The sequence below is a fragment of the Actinoallomurus purpureus genome, from assembly GCF_024055795.1.
Taxonomy (GTDB): Bacteria; Actinomycetota; Actinomycetes; order Streptosporangiales; family Streptosporangiaceae; genus Actinoallomurus; species Actinoallomurus purpureus.
In genome coordinates this window covers 1-13,940 of sequence record NZ_JAMXMY010000039.1, presented here as the reverse complement: position 1 = coordinate 13,940, position 13,940 = coordinate 1, and the positions used below count along the sequence as shown (strand labels likewise).

General features: G+C 69.1%; 23 protein-coding genes. 2 read left to right on the top strand and 21 right to left on the bottom strand.

Annotation, left to right across the window (positions count from 1 at the left end; translation table 11 throughout):
• From NE236_RS41955 to NE236_RS41875, 17 genes are all read right to left on the bottom strand, one after another.
• The gene (locus NE236_RS41955; protein WP_252847903.1) at positions 1-390 is read right to left on the bottom strand and encodes a hypothetical protein; all 390 of its coding nucleotides are present in this window, start codon (positions 388-390) and stop codon (positions 1-3) included.
• A complete protein-coding gene (locus NE236_RS41950; protein ID WP_252847902.1) occupies positions 387-917 on the bottom strand; it encodes a hypothetical protein in 531 nt (176 codons plus the stop codon). The genes NE236_RS41955 and NE236_RS41950 overlap by 4 nt, the downstream gene beginning before the upstream one ends.
• Positions 917-1,336, bottom strand: coding sequence for a helix-turn-helix domain-containing protein (locus NE236_RS41945; RefSeq protein WP_252847901.1), 420 nt, complete (start codon positions 1,334-1,336; stop codon positions 917-919). The genes NE236_RS41950 and NE236_RS41945 overlap by 1 nt, the downstream gene beginning before the upstream one ends.
• Positions 1,337-1,405: 69 nt before the next feature.
• On the bottom strand, positions 1,406-2,065 hold the full coding sequence (locus NE236_RS41940; protein ID WP_252847900.1) for a hypothetical protein: 660 nt from the start codon (positions 2,063-2,065) through the stop codon (positions 1,406-1,408).
• A gap of 43 nt (positions 2,066-2,108) precedes the next feature.
• Entirely contained in the window at positions 2,109-2,507 is a 399-nt protein-coding gene (locus NE236_RS41935; protein ID WP_252847899.1) for a cytochrome c-type biogenesis protein, read from the bottom strand.
• Positions 2,504-2,896, bottom strand: coding sequence for a hypothetical protein (locus NE236_RS41930; protein WP_252847898.1), 393 nt, complete (start codon positions 2,894-2,896; stop codon positions 2,504-2,506). The genes NE236_RS41935 and NE236_RS41930 overlap by 4 nt, the downstream gene beginning before the upstream one ends.
• Entirely contained in the window at positions 2,893-3,444 is a 552-nt protein-coding gene (locus tag NE236_RS41925; RefSeq protein ID WP_252847897.1) for a type II toxin-antitoxin system Phd/YefM family antitoxin, read from the bottom strand. The genes NE236_RS41930 and NE236_RS41925 overlap by 4 nt, the downstream gene beginning before the upstream one ends.
• Complete coding sequence (locus NE236_RS41920) at positions 3,441-3,797, bottom strand: hypothetical protein (protein ID WP_252847896.1); 357 nt, start codon at positions 3,795-3,797, stop codon at positions 3,441-3,443. Before NE236_RS41920 ends, NE236_RS41925 begins: the two co-directional genes overlap by 4 nt.
• Positions 3,790-4,962 (bottom strand): deazapurine DNA modification protein DpdA family protein, encoded by a 1,173-nt coding sequence (locus NE236_RS41915; protein WP_252847895.1) that lies wholly within the window; start codon positions 4,960-4,962, stop codon positions 3,790-3,792. Before NE236_RS41915 ends, NE236_RS41920 begins: the two co-directional genes overlap by 8 nt.
• The gene (locus NE236_RS41910) at positions 4,959-5,228 is read right to left on the bottom strand and encodes a hypothetical protein (RefSeq protein WP_252847894.1); all 270 of its coding nucleotides are present in this window, start codon (positions 5,226-5,228) and stop codon (positions 4,959-4,961) included. Before NE236_RS41910 ends, NE236_RS41915 begins: the two co-directional genes overlap by 4 nt.
• Complete coding sequence (locus NE236_RS41905) at positions 5,225-6,625, bottom strand: Eco57I restriction-modification methylase domain-containing protein (protein ID WP_252847893.1); 1,401 nt, start codon at positions 6,623-6,625, stop codon at positions 5,225-5,227. Before NE236_RS41905 ends, NE236_RS41910 begins: the two co-directional genes overlap by 4 nt.
• 41 nt (positions 6,626-6,666) lie before the next feature.
• Positions 6,667-6,828 (bottom strand): hypothetical protein, encoded by a 162-nt coding sequence (locus NE236_RS41900; protein ID WP_252847892.1) that lies wholly within the window; start codon positions 6,826-6,828, stop codon positions 6,667-6,669.
• Positions 6,829-6,931: 103 nt separating this feature from the next.
• On the bottom strand, positions 6,932-7,378 hold the full coding sequence (locus NE236_RS41895) for a hypothetical protein (protein ID WP_252847891.1): 447 nt from the start codon (positions 7,376-7,378) through the stop codon (positions 6,932-6,934).
• Positions 7,379-7,381: 3 nt separating this feature from the next.
• Positions 7,382-8,290: a phosphatase domain-containing protein gene (locus NE236_RS41890; protein ID WP_252847890.1), complete on the bottom strand. Its 909-nt coding sequence runs from the start codon at positions 8,288-8,290 to the stop codon at positions 7,382-7,384.
• Complete coding sequence (locus NE236_RS41885) at positions 8,290-9,378, bottom strand: RNA ligase (RefSeq protein WP_252847889.1); 1,089 nt, start codon at positions 9,376-9,378, stop codon at positions 8,290-8,292. The genes NE236_RS41890 and NE236_RS41885 overlap by 1 nt, the downstream gene beginning before the upstream one ends.
• Before the next feature lie 28 nt (positions 9,379-9,406).
• Positions 9,407-9,784 (bottom strand): hypothetical protein, encoded by a 378-nt coding sequence (locus NE236_RS41880; protein ID WP_252847888.1) that lies wholly within the window; start codon positions 9,782-9,784, stop codon positions 9,407-9,409.
• The gene (locus NE236_RS41875) at positions 9,784-10,014 is read right to left on the bottom strand and encodes a hypothetical protein (RefSeq protein ID WP_252847887.1); all 231 of its coding nucleotides are present in this window, start codon (positions 10,012-10,014) and stop codon (positions 9,784-9,786) included. Before NE236_RS41875 ends, NE236_RS41880 begins: the two co-directional genes overlap by 1 nt.
• Positions 10,015-10,349: 335 nt before the next feature.
• On the opposite strand from NE236_RS41875, the gene NE236_RS41870 reads away from it, so the two are divergent.
• Positions 10,350-10,994: a hypothetical protein gene (locus NE236_RS41870; protein WP_252847886.1), complete on the top strand. Its 645-nt coding sequence runs from the start codon at positions 10,350-10,352 to the stop codon at positions 10,992-10,994.
• A 23-nt stretch (positions 10,995-11,017) separates the two neighbouring features.
• Here the strand turns inward: NE236_RS41870 and NE236_RS41865 are convergent, their stop codons facing one another.
• A complete protein-coding gene (locus NE236_RS41865; RefSeq protein ID WP_252847885.1) occupies positions 11,018-11,989 on the bottom strand; it encodes a hypothetical protein in 972 nt (323 codons plus the stop codon).
• Between NE236_RS41865 and NE236_RS41860 the strand changes: the two genes are divergently transcribed.
• Positions 11,975-12,115 carry a hypothetical protein gene (locus NE236_RS41860; RefSeq protein WP_252847884.1) on the top strand — a complete coding sequence of 47 codons (141 nt, stop codon included), beginning with the start codon at positions 11,975-11,977 and terminating at the stop codon, positions 12,113-12,115. The two genes, NE236_RS41865 and NE236_RS41860, sit on opposite strands and share 15 nt — an antisense overlap.
• A 664-nt stretch (positions 12,116-12,779) precedes the next feature.
• Here NE236_RS41860 and NE236_RS41855 read toward each other — a convergent pair.
• The 3 genes from NE236_RS41855 to NE236_RS41845 are packed head-to-tail and all read right to left on the bottom strand — an operon-like array spanning position 12,780 to position 13,797.
• Positions 12,780-13,040, bottom strand: a complete 261-nt coding sequence (locus tag NE236_RS41855) for a hypothetical protein (protein WP_252847883.1) — start codon at positions 13,038-13,040, stop codon at positions 12,780-12,782.
• Positions 13,037-13,330: a hypothetical protein gene (locus NE236_RS41850; protein WP_252847882.1), complete on the bottom strand. Its 294-nt coding sequence runs from the start codon at positions 13,328-13,330 to the stop codon at positions 13,037-13,039. Before NE236_RS41850 ends, NE236_RS41855 begins: the two co-directional genes overlap by 4 nt.
• A complete protein-coding gene (locus tag NE236_RS41845; protein WP_252847881.1) occupies positions 13,327-13,797 on the bottom strand; it encodes a hypothetical protein in 471 nt (156 codons plus the stop codon). The genes NE236_RS41850 and NE236_RS41845 overlap by 4 nt, the downstream gene beginning before the upstream one ends.
• Positions 13,798-13,940 lie beyond the last annotated feature (143 nt).

Below are 13,940 nucleotides of genomic sequence, written 5' to 3'. Positions count from 1 at the left end.
TCAGGCCGCCTTTCCGTGGATGGAGCGGGCGACCTTCAGGGCCGCCGTCCAGACGAAGTCCGGGCCGACGCTCTGGACGTCCACGGTCGGGTGGACGAACTTCCGCCGCCGGCCGTCGTCGAGCCTGTGCTCCTGCTCGACGGCTTCGCTGCTTTCCAGGTCGTTGGCCATGTGGTCGAACAGGTCCGCGAGCTTCTTCGCCAGGTCGCGCGCGTCGTCGGTGACGGGCTCGCTGTAGTCGTAGGGGACGCCGCACTTGGAGCAGTCGCCCGGTCGGGCGATGGAGCCGTGGGGCGGCTGGCAAGGGAACGAGTGGTCGCAGCGGAGCGCCTTTGCGGCGTCCCGCAGCTCGTCGGCGGGTGTCTGTGTCTCGATGGTGGTCTCGGTCACTGGTTCTTCTCCTTGGTGATTAGGGTCAGGTCCGCGCGGTCGCGGTGGTTTGGGATGTCCCGGTAGTCGATGCCGGCGGCGGCGAGGATCTGCCGCATGAGGTCCTGAGGGACGACGTAGAACGGGCGCATGTCGCCGACGTCGCCGTCATGGACGGTGGTGCGGACGATCACGTCCGGATGGTCGCGGACGAGCCGGAGAACGTCCCGCATAAGCCCCTCAGCCGTGTTGCCGGGGCGCTCCCCGGACAGGTCGACGTGGGGACGGACGGCGCGCTTCAGGGCGGGTAGTTCCTTGGCGTTCTGCTCGCGGACCATGCGCTCGTGCTCGGGCAGGAGGTCGGCGAGGAGAACCCGCGCGTACTCCTCGAAGGACGCCCGGTCGCCACCCGCGCAGCCGCCCTCGTCGCAGCCTTCGTGGGCGTCGTCGTACATTCGCTCACCGAGCATCGCGGCCAACTCGGCGGGAATGGCAGCGAGGCGTTTCTGTTCCTCGGCGAGCATCGCGGCGAGGTCAGTGCCGGCCATCAGACGGTCTCCTCGCTGAGAGGCGCCTTGGCCTCAGCACGGCGGGCGGCAATGTACTCGTCGAGGGCCTGGCGGGGGATGCGGCGGGATTTCCTGGCGCCTAGGACGATGGATTCGATCTCGCCGGAGGCGACCATCGCCCACGCGGTGGACGGCGCGACGCGGATCTCGGTCGCAAACTCCGGGACGGTCAACAGAGCCGTGCGGCTGGTCACGGGACTGACCGCAGCACCCAAAGTGATGCCCTTGGGCTGACCTTCCCTATCTCCGGAGTCAACGGCCAGCCGGCGCACTTCGGCAAGCAACACGTCACGGTCCGATTTGAGTATCCAGACATCCGGGTTGAGCGGAGCTTCCGGGCGGAGAGAGTAGATGTCTCGGTGCTCCATCTCGTCGAGCTGTTCCGGGGTGAGCGTCATCGGGGATTGGTCTCCTGTCTGTGGGGAGTCAGCGGGGCGACACCACGGCCGCCCCGCACGGGTGGGCGGTCAGGTGTTGGCCATCTCGGAGGCGAGCCGACCGGCCGCCTCGAGGTTCGCGGGCATCACGAGGGCGCGCAGCGTGCCCATCTCCACGGACACGCCCGTGTGGGCGCCGCGGAACGCCATCCGCATCACCTCTTTGTCCCAGGCGCGGGCCGCAAACGCCTCGCAGACCTTGCCGAGGAATCGGGGGGTGAAGCCCACCAGCTCGGCCGGCGGTTCCGCTTCGGCTTCGATCTTGGCGAGCAGCTGCCGGTAGTTCACGAACTCGAACCCGGCGTCGGTGAAGGACACCGACGTGTCGACGGTCTGGCCGGTGATGCTGACGTCACCGGCGATCCGGATCATGATCTGGTCGTCGCCGCTGTCGTCGGGGGTCGTGGTGATGACGGTGAGGCTGCCGTTGCCCCGGTTCGGGGTACGCAGGTTCAGCAGGTGCCCGGCGACGTCGCGGGGGATGCTGACGCCGAAGGCCTCGCCGCCCGCGGGCAGGGTCTCCATCGACATCGCGTACCGGTCGGTGGCGACGACCTCGACCTTGCCGTCACCGGCCGGTTCGAGGCGTACGACGCTGAGCATCGGCTGGGTGTCGTCGTCGGAGGCGAACGCCAGCGCGGTGCGCAGCGCCTTGCGGAACGCCTTGGTCTCGATGGTGAACTCGAGCATGGGGTCGGTGTCCTCTCGATCCGGCTGGCCGCGGGTGAGCGGTTCAGGCTGCTTGAGTCGTGATCGTGGTGGTGGTGATGTAGTCGGGGGCGTTGGTGAGCATCCACGCGGCGCGGGCGGCCGGGTCGGCGATGTAGCCGCTCGGCGCGGTGAACGCGTCGGTGAGGATCCGGTTCGTGACCTGGAGGCTGCGGCCGATCGCGACCGCGATCTGCTTGGGCGTACGGCCCGCGAGGAGCATGTCGCGCACATCGGCGCGCAGCTGGTCGTCGACGAGCGGGCGACTGTTCGCGATGGTCGCCAGTTCGTGGTTCCGGGCGGCGTCCGGGTCGGACAGGATGCCGAGGGCGTACAGCAGGTCGCGGAGCATGTCCGGGCCGCCGCCGTGACGGATCGTGTGGGAGGCGGCGGCGAGGGCTGCGGAGCGGGCTGCCGGGGTCATCGCGTTGCCGCCTGGGTGATGCGGTCGGCGAGGTGGGTGTAGGCGGCCTGGGCGAGGGTGCGGGGGTCGTCGAGGATCGCCGGGTCCTCGGGGGAGCGGTGGCAGGTGTCCCAGAGGTGGTCGGCGAGCGGGTCATCGTTCTCGCCGTGGCTGGCGTTGATGGCCTCGCTGGCGTTCCGCAGTTCCTGGGCGACCTCGATGCGGGCCTGGCGGAGCGCGTTCTCCTTCGCCGTCTGCAGCTGGCCGAACTCCTCGAGCAGCGCGGGGAGGTCCTCGTCCAGGAGGCGGGACAGGTCGACGAGCGAGGGGAGAGCGCCCTTGGGCGGTGCCTGGCAGGCATGGTGGCGGGCTGCGCGTTCCTTGATCTCGGCGAGCCGTTCGGGGGTCACTGCTCACCGCCCTGGTAGGTGCTGAGCAGGGTTCCGAGCGCGTCGATCGCACGGCGGGTGGCGGCGGGCGCGTCGTCGTAGGCGGCCTGGGCGTCCTCGAGCGCGACCCGGGCGTCCGCCCATACCTGGGGGTGCGGGCGGACGCCGCCGGCGGGGATGAGCTTGGCGACGGGTTCGCCGTACCGGGTGATGACGGTGGGCTGGCCGTACTCAGCGTCGCGCAGAAGCCGGGCGAAGTCGACGCGGGCCTGCTGCGCCGACACCTCCGCCTTGGCGGTGGTGCGGCGCGGGACCGGGAGGGGAGTGGTGGGCTTCTTCAGTTCCAGGCCGTGCCGGGCGAGGGTCTGGATGACCTCGTCGAGGGATTCGTGGCCGAAGCTGCGAATGTCGAGGAGGTACCAGCCGTCGCAGGCGAGGAGGTGCCCGACAGTGGTGATACCCCAGCGTTCGAGGAGGCTGTGCACGCGGGGGCTGAACCCGAAGACGCTGATCGGGTCGGTGAGGCTGACCGTGGCGGGCGCCTCGGTGGGCGTCTGCGGGGTCGTCATCGCGACGACACCTCCTGGACAGCGAGGATGTTCGGGAAGTCGGAGGTGAGCCCGAGGCGGAAGCCGACGACGCGGAGCCGGTAGGTCTTACCGGGCTGGATCTGGCTGTAGATGTCCGCGCTGTTGGTCTTGCCGCGCACCAGGGAGTCCTCGTCGCCGAGGACCCCGCAGTCGCGGGTGTAGATCCGGTAGTGGGAGTTGCCGTCGTGGTCGGCGCCGCGGTCCTTCGACAGGACGGTGCAGGTCCGCCAGTGCTCGTTGTAGGTGGAGGAGGCGACACCTTCGACGACGATGCCGCCGATCACGAGGCCAAGGCAGCCGACGGTAAGGCAGCCGATCGTTCTATCACTCATGAGGATTCCCTTCGGGTCGGTGGAGCTGGGAAGCGGAGGAGGGCTGTGGGGCGGTCACCTGGGCACGGAAGGCGTCGAGGGCCGCAGCGAGCTCGGTCTGCTCGGGGTCGCCGTTGTCGGGCAGGAACACGCGGGCCGCGCGGGCGAGCGACTGGCCGAGCGTGGGCATGTGCGGCGCGGGCGGGGCGAACAGCGTCTGCTGGTTGCGTCGGACGGTGCGGGCCCGGACTGTCCGGCGCCACTGCTCTGGGGTGACGCGGGCGGCCGCGGTGAGCACCTGGTCGTACCACTCGACGGCGAAGTACGGGCAGTTCCCTTCGTGGACGTGCCCGAGGCCGTGCTGGCAGGGCCCGGCGTTACGGCCCCGCAGTGACCAGCCCTGGGAGTCCCAGGAGTGCGCGGCGGGCGCGACGACGTAGGCGAGCTTCTTCATGCCCAAGCCGTGCAGCCGGACGTCCTGGCCGGCGAACCGCTCATCGAGGGCGGCGAACAGGGTGATGATCTGGTCGGTGGCCTGCAGGCGGCACACGGACCCGACTCCGACCATCGGTGCCTTGGCCAGGTCGATGCCGGCCTGCTCGTACATGTCGGCGCAGCGCAGGTGGTCGTCAGGCCCGTCTTCGGCGTTGCCCTGCAGGACGAACATCCACGGCAGGTCCGGGGCGATCCACATCAGCTCCAGGGCGGAGATGACGGTGCGGCGCCGGTGTTCTTCGACGGTCAGGCCGGTGCGGGCGAGCATGAACTGCTCGCACATCCAGTCCATGATGGCGATCGCGTCCGGCATGCGGCCCAGCTGGCGGATGATCCACCGGACCCGTTTCACGAACTGCTGCGGGGTGAGATCCCAGCGGGCCGGGCTGCCGTCGGCGCGCTTCTTGCTGAGGACGGAGAACCCGCCGGAGTCGAGCAGCACCGGGCGGGTGGCGCGCGGGAGGCTCTTGCGGTCCCGGATCCGGTAGCAGGACAGGCAGACCGGGATGTGGTCGGGGAGCGGAGAGTCCTCGCCCACCCAGGACGGTTCGCTGATGCCGAGGTAGAACGTCAGGGGCGAACGGGCCGGGCGGTCGGCTGCGGGCTCTCTGCTGAGTGCTGGCGGCAGGGTGGTTACTCCCCGCAGCGGGGGCTGTTCACCGGCTGCGGGGAGCGTCATGAGGGCGGTCACGCGGCACCGCCCGGTGTCGGGACAGTGTCCGGGCGGGCCTGGCAGAACGGGGTCTTGGTGCCATCGGTGAGCCAGTGCACCCAGCTGAGGACCTCGTCTTCGCCGAGGAATTCGCCGCAGGCGGGGCAGCGGTGGGCGGGCTCGTGGAAGTTGTCGGTGTCGGCGCAGGTCTCCCAGCCGTCGTCGCCGATCCAGCCGGAACCGGACGGGGTGATGGTCTCGCCGCAGCGACACCGACGAGTCTCGGTGTTGGCCTGGATGATCATGCGGCACTCTCCAGCAGGTCAAAGAGGCTGGGCTGCTCAAATGACGTGGCACCCGGATCCGGCAGAACGGGTACTGAGCCCGGAACAGGCGCTGGCTCGATCGGGTTGAGTGCTGCAGCAAGCTTGATGAACGCTTCCTTCTCCCGGACCGCGCTGGCGATCGCCCGCCACACCACACCCTGCGCAGGATCGGCCGGACGGCTCGGTTCACCACGGACACCCAAGACCGCGTGGACCGTCTCGGCCGCGGGCGGCTGGTTCCGGTTGACGAGGATCACCGTCGGCGTGCCGTGCCCGGGAATGTACGCACCGGACGTGTCGATGACCCAGCGCAGGTCCAGTCTGGTCAGCCACTGCTCGACGTAGCGTTTGCCGAACTCACGCTTCATGAAGCTGTTCGCGGTGAGCTGGGCGCACCAGCCGCCCGGCACCAACAGCTCTGTCATCAGCGCGTGGAACGGCAGGGCGAGCGAGAACTTGCTGTGGCAGACCTCCGGGTAGCGGGCCCGAATCGCTTCGTTGGTGGCCTTGTCCTTGCAGGTGATGTACGGCGGGTTCGCGACCACCGCGTGGTAGGCGCCGCGGGTCAGCAGCGGCTCGTCCGTGGCGAGAAGCGAGTCAGCTGCGGCGACGTTCAGCGGCAGCGCCGCCAGCTCGCTGGCGGTGGGTGTCGCGCGGTCGCCGCGCAACAGCGCACGGGCCATGACGAGCAGCCGGTAGCGGGCAAGCAGGACGGCGTAGGGGTCGAGATCAACGCCATGCACCGTCTCCAGCGCGGCCGCGACCCGCTCGAGGGCGGGTGTCCGCCACGGGATCGCCGGAGCCTCAGCGCGGCCGAACCCGTGCCGTTGCCGGATGTGACCGCGGATCAGCGACTCAACGAGGATGTGCCCGGTCCCGCAGGACGGGTCGATCATCCGAATGTGAGGGCCGTGCTCGCGGTAGGCGTGGTCGTAGGAGATGTCCAGCAGCAGGTCGGTGATGAACTGCGGGGTCTGGCAGAGCGCCCGGCCTTTGCGTGCCTCAACCGACAAGCCCTGGTACAGGTCGCCGAGGAGGTATCCGTCGGGGCGGTGACGCAGCGGGTTCAGGTCCGTGTCACGCCAGGCCGCGACGATCGCAGCAGCGTCATCTTCGTCTGGTTTCTGGTCCCAGATCGGGGTGACGCGGGGATCGGTCAGGTCCGCGAGGCCCGGGTGGACAGCGGCGATCTGCTCAACGCCAGCCCGAATGCTGTCGACGGTGCTGCCGGGCATGTCCTGTTGGGCGGGGATGAGGCCGAGTCTTGCCGCATGCTGAACGAGCGCGGCCGTGTGGACCCAGGCGACCGCCAGCCGGTCATCGACCGACCGTGCGACCTGTGCCGCGAGCTCCTGACCGCGTTTGATGCCGGTCACGCTGCCGCCTCCTTGCTGCGGGGTGGAGGTCACCGAAGCTCCTAGGCGTAGGGGTCGAGACCGCGGTCTTCGAGTTCGGCAGCGATGAGAGCGAGGGTGTCCTTGTCCTCGAAGTAGGTCTCGGCGAGGCCGAGGAGCTGGGGAACGGTGAAGCGGTAGGCAGCCAGGTCGGTCTTGTGCAGTACCGGCAGTCCGTTCACCATGGCCCCTCCCGAGATCGCTTATGTACAGATCTTAAGTGAGATCTCTATAGATCTCAAGGTTTCTCAGTGATCCGGTCGCAGGAATCTGTCGGGTGGGCGGTGCTCACCAGACGAGCCCCGCCTGCCTCAGCGCCGCCTCGTACCGGCGGATCGTCTTGATGCCGACGCCGAGTCGCTCAGCGATCACCTCATCGGTCGACGTGCCGCGGATCGCCCGGTACTCGATGAGTGCCTGAGCGCGCGACATGCGTGGGGGAGGCGGTCCGCCGGCGGGACGCCCGGCGCTGTTCCAGCGCTCGTAGCACGCTTGCCGCCAACCACGGGAGACGATGCGGCCGGGAAGGCCACAGCAGGCACACGGTCGTTCTTCCTGGCTGGCTCGCCAGCTGCGCATGTAGGCGGCGTTGGCGACCTTGCACCGGTCGCAGGGGTCCTCGTCGCGATTGATGTGCGCTCTGTATCCGGCGTACGAACCACATTCAGGCGGCTCGCTCGTCCCCGCTGACGACCCGGGCTCCGACGGTTCCGCCATGGCCAGCGCCGGCTTCATGCGTCAGAAATCTCCTTCCGCAACCTGCAGGACCGTCAGGCCCAGCGACCGCCACATCTCGACGACCTGGTTGCGGTCATCCAGGACGCACCTCACGTCGTAGGTGTCGCGGACGTGCCGGTCGAAGAGCTCGGCCTTGACGATCGAGTCCCGGCGGGTGTCGCCGGCCTTGCGCATGAACGGGCCGTCGAACTGGCCGCCGACGTGTCGGTGGAGCCAGGCGGTGGTGGCCTCGCGGCAGGTCTCGGTGCGGCCGGACAGGAACACGATCCGGCACCCGTCACCGCGCAGCGCGCGGGCGACCTCGATCACCGGCCGGTTCGGCTGGTCGTCGCTGACGCTGGTCTCGTCGTAGGGCGATCGGGCGCCCATGAGGGCGACGGTGCCGTCGATGTCGACGAGCGCGGCCCGGCGGGTGCCGGGCTTCGGCTCGTACGGCCGAGGTCCCGCGACGATGGGCGTCAGATCGGCCGGGAGGGGCAGTGGCCGCGGCCGGCCGTTCAGGAACCGGGCGTGCATGTCCCGGATGACCGCCTCGCCGACCGTCCGGTCCCGTGCCGCGTCGCGGGCGATGCAGGTCTCCAGCGGCACGTCGGTGAAGTCGTGGACCTCGAGCTCCGCGCCGGCCTGCCGGGCGAGCTTGGCCAGGGCGCGGACGGCGTGATTCGGCAGGTTCGTGTCGTCACAGGCGACGTCCAGGCCGAGGCGGAGCAGGGCCAGGACGGCGGCGTCACGGGCGGCGAGCATCCGCCCTTCGGTGACGCCTTTGATCCAGCGGCTGTCGTCGAGCATCCCCCGCAGGTCGTCGCGATTGACGCGGACCCGGCGGTCGGTGTTCTGCGCGGTCCATTGGTGGGCCCAGGTGGTCTTGCCGCTACCGGGCAGGCCGCGAGTGATGTGGAGGGTGCCCATTACGCCACGTCCTCGGTGATGTTCAGCGGCCTGTCGTCGCCGGAAGGGCGGAGCGTCCGCCAGATCTTCGGTGACGGGTCCTTGCCGTCCAGGAGCAGGAACAGCCACGCCCGGTTCGTGGAGCGCCCGGCGATGGCCGCGTAGTCCTTGCGTGTCCAGCCGTCCGGCAGGCCGGCGAGGATCGTCTCGTGCTCTTCGCGGGCGGCGGTGAGCATCGCGAGGGCCTTGCCGGTCAGGTCCGCGGCGAGGTCCTTCACCCAGTCGTGGAGCTCGTCGGGGAGCGGCTCGCAGGTGTCCGCGACGGTCTTGCCGGCACCGAGCTGTTCCCAGACGACGCGGGCGTTCAGGCCGGTGACGATGCGGTGGAGCTGAACGTAGTCTTCCTGTTTCAACTTCACCATCAGGCCGGTGTCGATGAGGCGGACGACGACGCCTTCGGCGTTCGGCCGCGGCGGTAGCGCGAGCGCTTCGCCGAGGGTGCGGGCCGGGAAGGTCTCGGCCATCGGGCCGTACCAGCCGGACACCCAGTCCGGGCCGACCGCTTCGCCCGTCGCGATGTCGACGGCGCCGAGAAGGATCAGATCGTCGGTATTGCCGTAGTCCAAGACGATGCGGTTCGCCGGGTAGACGATCTCGAAGAGGGCGGTCATGCCGTCCGGGGGCTCGAAGTCGCCGTACCGCCGACGGAAGATAGTGGTCGCGTGGAGCGCCTGGTCGCTGGTGAACGATCCACGGGTGGCGATCATCCAGCCGTCTGTGCCGAGGTAGAGGATGCCGAGGCTGCCGTCCTGCTTGTCGGTGACCTCGGCCGGCGCGGCCAGGTCGAGGGCGCCGTCGGGGTGCTCGCCGTAGTTGAAGAACTTCGCCCACGGCCGGGCGACGACGTAGGAGCCGTCCCGGACGATGAGGCCGCGGCACTGGCGGGTCACGTCGGTCCAGACCCGCTCGTACTGTGCCTTCTCGGTGTAGTTGAGGATCGTCAGCGGGAGGTCCGGGTGGATCTGCTGGCGGATGTACCCGGCGTCGAGCATCTCGGCGAGTTCGCCGAGGTCAAACAGGTCGCCGAGGTGGACCTTCGGTGCCGTCATGAGGGAGCCGTTCTGTTGGGGGCGGGGGCTATCGGGTGGTGGGCGCTGCCGGCTCGGGGTTCAGGCCGGTCAGGTGCGCCCGGATGCGGGGCGCGATTTCATCGGTGGTGGCCTGGTTGGCGGCGACGATGAGCACGTCGGCCATGCCACGCCATTTCCACATCGCGATCCCGAACCCGGCGTCAGATAGCGCGTCGGCGAATCTGTGCAGGTGCCGGGCGATGCCTTGCTGGGTGGCGGGACCGGGCATCGTGCGGGCCCAGTCGTCGGGGACGTCGCAGGTGATCAGGACGTGGCTGGGGTCCTCTGTTGAGCCGTGGATCTTCCAGCCGCACCAGTCGCGTCCGCCGCGATCGAACTGCCGCATCACCTGCGTGACCTTGTCGGTGTCCACTGCAGCGGCCATCAGGCGCCGTCCGGACGGAGGGCGCGGAGGGCTTCCCACGTCTTGAGCGCGCCGGGGTGGCGGCGGAGGATGTACGGCGGAAGCTCGCCGGGGTGGCGGCGCATCCAGGTCGAGCCCGGGGTGGGCTCTTCGGTCTTGGCTCGGTGTGTGGTGCGGCGGCCGGCCGGGATGCCCCTGTCGGCTTTGCGTCGGTTCTTGCGCCAGATACGCGGGTTGCCTGCCGGTGTCACGGCCACTCCCTCTCTCCCGTGGATCTATACAGATCTTACGTCTTTCCTGTATAGATCTCAAGAGATCTAATGCGGGAGATAGGGGGCCGTAGCCACCAGGGCAGACGCCTTTACCCTGTAAAGACCTGTGGCGATCTGTATCCGGAGACGATCACGCAACCCGCCGTACGACCACGCTGATCCGCGCCCGGCAGTCACACGCCGTCGGCCGCAAGGCTGCTCGAGCTCGGTGAGGGGGACCTGCTTGAAGAAGCTCACGCGGCACCTCCCGCCATGGCCGGATCCGCCGGGCTACGCTCGCCTCGACGACGCCACCGCAGCGCAAGGAACTGGGCGTGACGAAGAAGCCGGCGAAGAACCGCTCTGCCCGTGACAAGAGGTTGGCCCGCGAGCGTGCGCGCCGCGAAGCCAGGGCACCGAAGTGCCCGCTCTTCGAGCTGCGGCCACCGTTCGAGGCGTACAGCGAGTGGATCACGGTGCCCGCGCACATTAAGGACTTCGGCGATCATCGCGCCAGCCGCGACCCTCGGCTGGACGCTGAGATGCGGAAGTTCGTCACGACGGTGATCAAGCTCGGCCCGCTGTACCAGGGACGTGTGCCGACGGCCGCGCTGTACCTCGACGACCAGATGAGCCGGGGGACGGTGGCCTTCGGCGTCCCGGACAGCCCTGGCCTGTGCGCTCCGTACTCGTTGGACGCTCTCGTTGACCAGCTCTCCGATCCGGAGTTCTACCGCGCGTTCCGTGAGGAGAACCCCGAGATTCAGCTTCCGGAGCAGCTCAGGCCGATCGAGGCCGGCATGGTGCCGCAGTTCGTCCATGAGCTGCACATGCACGGCGTCGTCATCATGGATGACGACCAGGTGCTGAATCTGGCTTTGCCGCCGCAGGCTCCCGGCGATGGTTGGCTGCTCAGCGGCTATGAAGATCCGGTTCCGGCTCAGCCGTCGTCGTTTAAGCCCACGATCATGACGCTGTGAGGGCCGCGGCCGGTCGGTAACCATCATGCGACCCCCCTCGCCGCAGCGGCGGCGTTCCGCAGTAGCCAGTCATCACCGCTTGAGCCCGCGGCCTGGTAGGTATCGGGCGCCTCGGTGGTAGCTGTGATGCGCCCATTGGCATCGGGCAGGCTGACGCCGAGCCCGACCCACTCGGACTGCTTGCGGGTGAGGCGGGCTCGTACGGTGGCAAGCGCCTGGCGGGCGACGCTGGCGTGCGCGGTGGTCTGCTCGGCCTCAAGGCGGGGCGCTTGAGCGAGCTCGGCGACGTCCTGGTGCTCGAGGTCGGTCGTCCGGCCGGCACCGAGCTTGACCGGGGGAGTGACCCACATACCGTCTTCGCGCTGCCATGCGTTGAGCCGGTTCTTGGCCCAGGCGGCGGGGTGGCGGACCTGCTCGGTGTGCCAGTACGCAACGCCGGCGGGGGTGTGGTCGAGGGCGTGAGCGATCTGCGCGGGTGACCATCCGGCTGCGTAGACGTCGCGGAAGATGCTCCGGACGTACCGGGCGGTGCGGTCACGGAAGACGGGCAGCTGGTCGATGAGTCGTTTCGACGCGTGGAGCTGGTCCCTCCTCGTCTGCGGGGCTCGGCCGATGGGCCACAGGTTCGTGGTCGGCTCTGGGTCGCTGGTCTCGCGTGCGTGCGTGAGGGGCTTCTCTGGCTCCCTACGGGAAGCCAGAGAAGGGGTCCGAGTTTCTTCCACAGGCTGCTCGGCATCACTTCCCGAGATGGTGGAGTGATGCTCTACCTGCTCAGGGACGCAGATGACGTACTCGCCGGCGAGGTTCCCGGTCTTGTCGTCGATGTCGCAGCCACGCGTCCGCCAGGTCGATCCTCGGCGGACGCGGCCGAGGAGCCCCCAGGAGTTGAACAGGGCGAGATACCTCGCGATGGTCGAGCGCTTCAGGCCGGTGCGGTCCATGAGCGTCTGCCAGCCGGGCCGGGCGACCATCGTGCGCCAGTGGGCGGAGAACACGAGGGCGCGGGCGACTTTGAGGGCGTTGCGTTCGGCGTCGGCGCGGAGCCGGCCGAGATCCGCCTCTTCGGCGATGCGGTGCTCGAGCGCGCGGAGGGCCGCGGGCTGCGATCTGGCGCGCCGTGAGCCGTCGGGGATGGCCTTGTGAATGTCGATGCGGCGGGGCGGCTGGGTGGCTGCGCGGGCTCGAGCGCGGCGCTGCGCGCGTGCGCGTTCGGTGGCGCGGCGGGTCCGGCGTGCGCGGCGGTGGGCGGCGGTGTGCCGGTGGCGTGTGGACGTGGGCGACGCGCCCGAAGTTGGGCGTGCTTCGCCGACGTCGGTGAGCGGTGCTATCTTGGGCTCCGACGTGAATAAGGCGCGTTCACACCTCGCGAGCTCCGTGGGCCTGGAAAACCGGAGAGCTGCGAGACGGTGGCGCTAGGCGATTTGAAGTTTGGGAGAGCGGCCCCTGGCAGGGCCGCTTTTCGTTTGTCTGGGGTCCTCCTGGTGACCGTGGGGGTCTGGTCGAGCGGCAGCCTAGTGGCTGCACAGCCCGTAATCGGGGACCTTCGCCGGGTGTCGTTCATGACGTCCGCCCGGCCGATCGCTATGCACCAGTGACCTTCGGGCCCGAGCCAGCAGGCGTGGCAGGCGAAGGTCCGCGCTTCGAGGCGATCCAGGTGGTAGGCGCACAGGGCCGTGGTCTTGAAGTGCTCGTGGATGCACCCGTAGGTGGCGGTGGCGGCTGAGGGGCTGTCGCAGGTGGTGCCAGCGAACTTCGTGAACTCGCAGACGACCGTGGCGGCGGCGCTCATGCTGCGTCCTCGGCGATTCGCTCGTCGAACCAGAACGGGTCCTGGATGGCGCAGTTCATGAACAGCGGCGGCCGGAGCCGTCCGGCGATCAGGTCTGCGCGGTGCCGGTCGAGGACGTGGTCGATCCCGGCCCGCTTCGTTTTTCGGCTGACCCGCCAGTTGCCGGGGACGATGGCGCCGCAGATGGTGCAGCGCATGATCGTGATGTCCTGGTGGGACAGCGGCGGTACGTCGGGGATCTCGATTTGGGTGCTCATCGGATCCGTCCCCGCATGCGCTGGTGGAGGTCGAACGAGCCCCGGTTGAACGCCTCAGCGACAACCACATGCCGGGCGGTGCGTATGGGGTCGGTCCGCATCATCTCGACGAGGGCCTGCTGCGTGAGCCGCTCGCCGGGGGTGCGGCAGCCGCACGGGCAGTCGTGGTGGGGTTCGTCGAAGAGTTCGCCGATCCACTGTTCGCAGATGTCGTGGCGTGCGTCGCGGCAGGGCTGGCAGGTGCGTTGGAGCTTGATGATTGGCGCGACTGGCGGTTCGGGGTAGTTCATGACGCGCCGGCCGGGGGGTCGAGCAACTCGTTGCCGAGCCGGTGCAGCTCGTCGAAGGCGGCGGGGCTGGTGCTCTGGTGCGCCCACTTCCGGCGGTGCGCTTCGGCCGCGTGATGGCGTATAGCGGCTTTGAGCGCGTCTCGTTCGGTTTCGAGGCGGTCGCGGTCGGCGTCGGCGTCGGCTATCGCTTCCCACTGCGCGAGGGTGAGCGCGCCGAGGTCGGTCTCGGCAAGCGTTTCACGCAGGAGGTCCCGTTCGGTCTCGGCGGCGACGGCGCGACGGGTCTGTTCCTCGCGCTCGTTCAGGAGACCGGTCTGGGTGTTCCGGTATTCGGTGATCTGCTGTTCGAGTTCGGCGAGTTTGGTCGCGAACACGGCTAGGGCGGCGTCGACGGCTCCAGTGGCAGTCGGGCCGGGGATCTCGCGGATCGCGGCGGTGAGCTGGTCGCGCAGGTCGTCAGCAGGCATCAGAACCGCCACCACCCGTCGAATCCGGGCGCGTGCGCCGGGTAGTTCGCGAGCATCGGCTGCAGCGCGCCACCGCGGAGATGGTTCGACCTCATCGGGCCTCCGTGAATCAGGAGGCTGATCTTATGAGATCTCCATGGATC

Excerpts from the sequence above, each read along its gene's own strand:
- NE236_RS41950 (WP_252847902.1), bottom strand. The coding sequence starts at position 917 with ATGGCCGGCACTGACCTCGCCGCGATGCTCGCCGAGGAACAGAAACGC.
- NE236_RS41945 (WP_252847901.1), bottom strand. The coding sequence starts at position 1,336 with ATGACGCTCACCCCGGAACAGCTCGACGAGATGGAGCACCGAGACATC.
- NE236_RS41940 (WP_252847900.1), bottom strand. The coding sequence starts at position 2,065 with ATGCTCGAGTTCACCATCGAGACCAAGGCGTTCCGCAAGGCGCTGCGC.
- NE236_RS41935 (WP_252847899.1), bottom strand. The coding sequence starts at position 2,507 with ATGACCCCGGCAGCCCGCTCCGCAGCCCTCGCCGCCGCCTCCCACACG.
- NE236_RS41925 (WP_252847897.1), bottom strand. The coding sequence starts at position 3,444 with ATGACGACCCCGCAGACGCCCACCGAGGCGCCCGCCACGGTCAGCCTC.
- NE236_RS41920 (WP_252847896.1), bottom strand. The coding sequence starts at position 3,797 with ATGAGTGATAGAACGATCGGCTGCCTTACCGTCGGCTGCCTTGGCCTC.
- NE236_RS41910 (WP_252847894.1), bottom strand. The coding sequence starts at position 5,228 with ATGATCATCCAGGCCAACACCGAGACTCGTCGGTGTCGCTGCGGCGAG.
- NE236_RS41900 (WP_252847892.1), bottom strand. The coding sequence starts at position 6,828 with ATGGTGAACGGACTGCCGGTACTGCACAAGACCGACCTGGCTGCCTAC.
- NE236_RS41895 (WP_252847891.1), bottom strand. The coding sequence starts at position 7,378 with ATGAAGCCGGCGCTGGCCATGGCGGAACCGTCGGAGCCCGGGTCGTCA.
- NE236_RS41890 (WP_252847890.1), bottom strand. The coding sequence starts at position 8,290 with ATGGGCACCCTCCACATCACTCGCGGCCTGCCCGGTAGCGGCAAGACC.
- NE236_RS41885 (WP_252847889.1), bottom strand. The coding sequence starts at position 9,378 with ATGACGGCACCGAAGGTCCACCTCGGCGACCTGTTTGACCTCGGCGAA.
- NE236_RS41880 (WP_252847888.1), bottom strand. The coding sequence starts at position 9,784 with ATGGCCGCTGCAGTGGACACCGACAAGGTCACGCAGGTGATGCGGCAG.
- NE236_RS41855 (WP_252847883.1), bottom strand. The coding sequence starts at position 13,040 with ATGAGCACCCAAATCGAGATCCCCGACGTACCGCCGCTGTCCCACCAG.
- NE236_RS41850 (WP_252847882.1), bottom strand. The coding sequence starts at position 13,330 with ATGAACTACCCCGAACCGCCAGTCGCGCCAATCATCAAGCTCCAACGC.
- NE236_RS41845 (WP_252847881.1), bottom strand. The coding sequence starts at position 13,797 with ATGCCTGCTGACGACCTGCGCGACCAGCTCACCGCCGCGATCCGCGAG.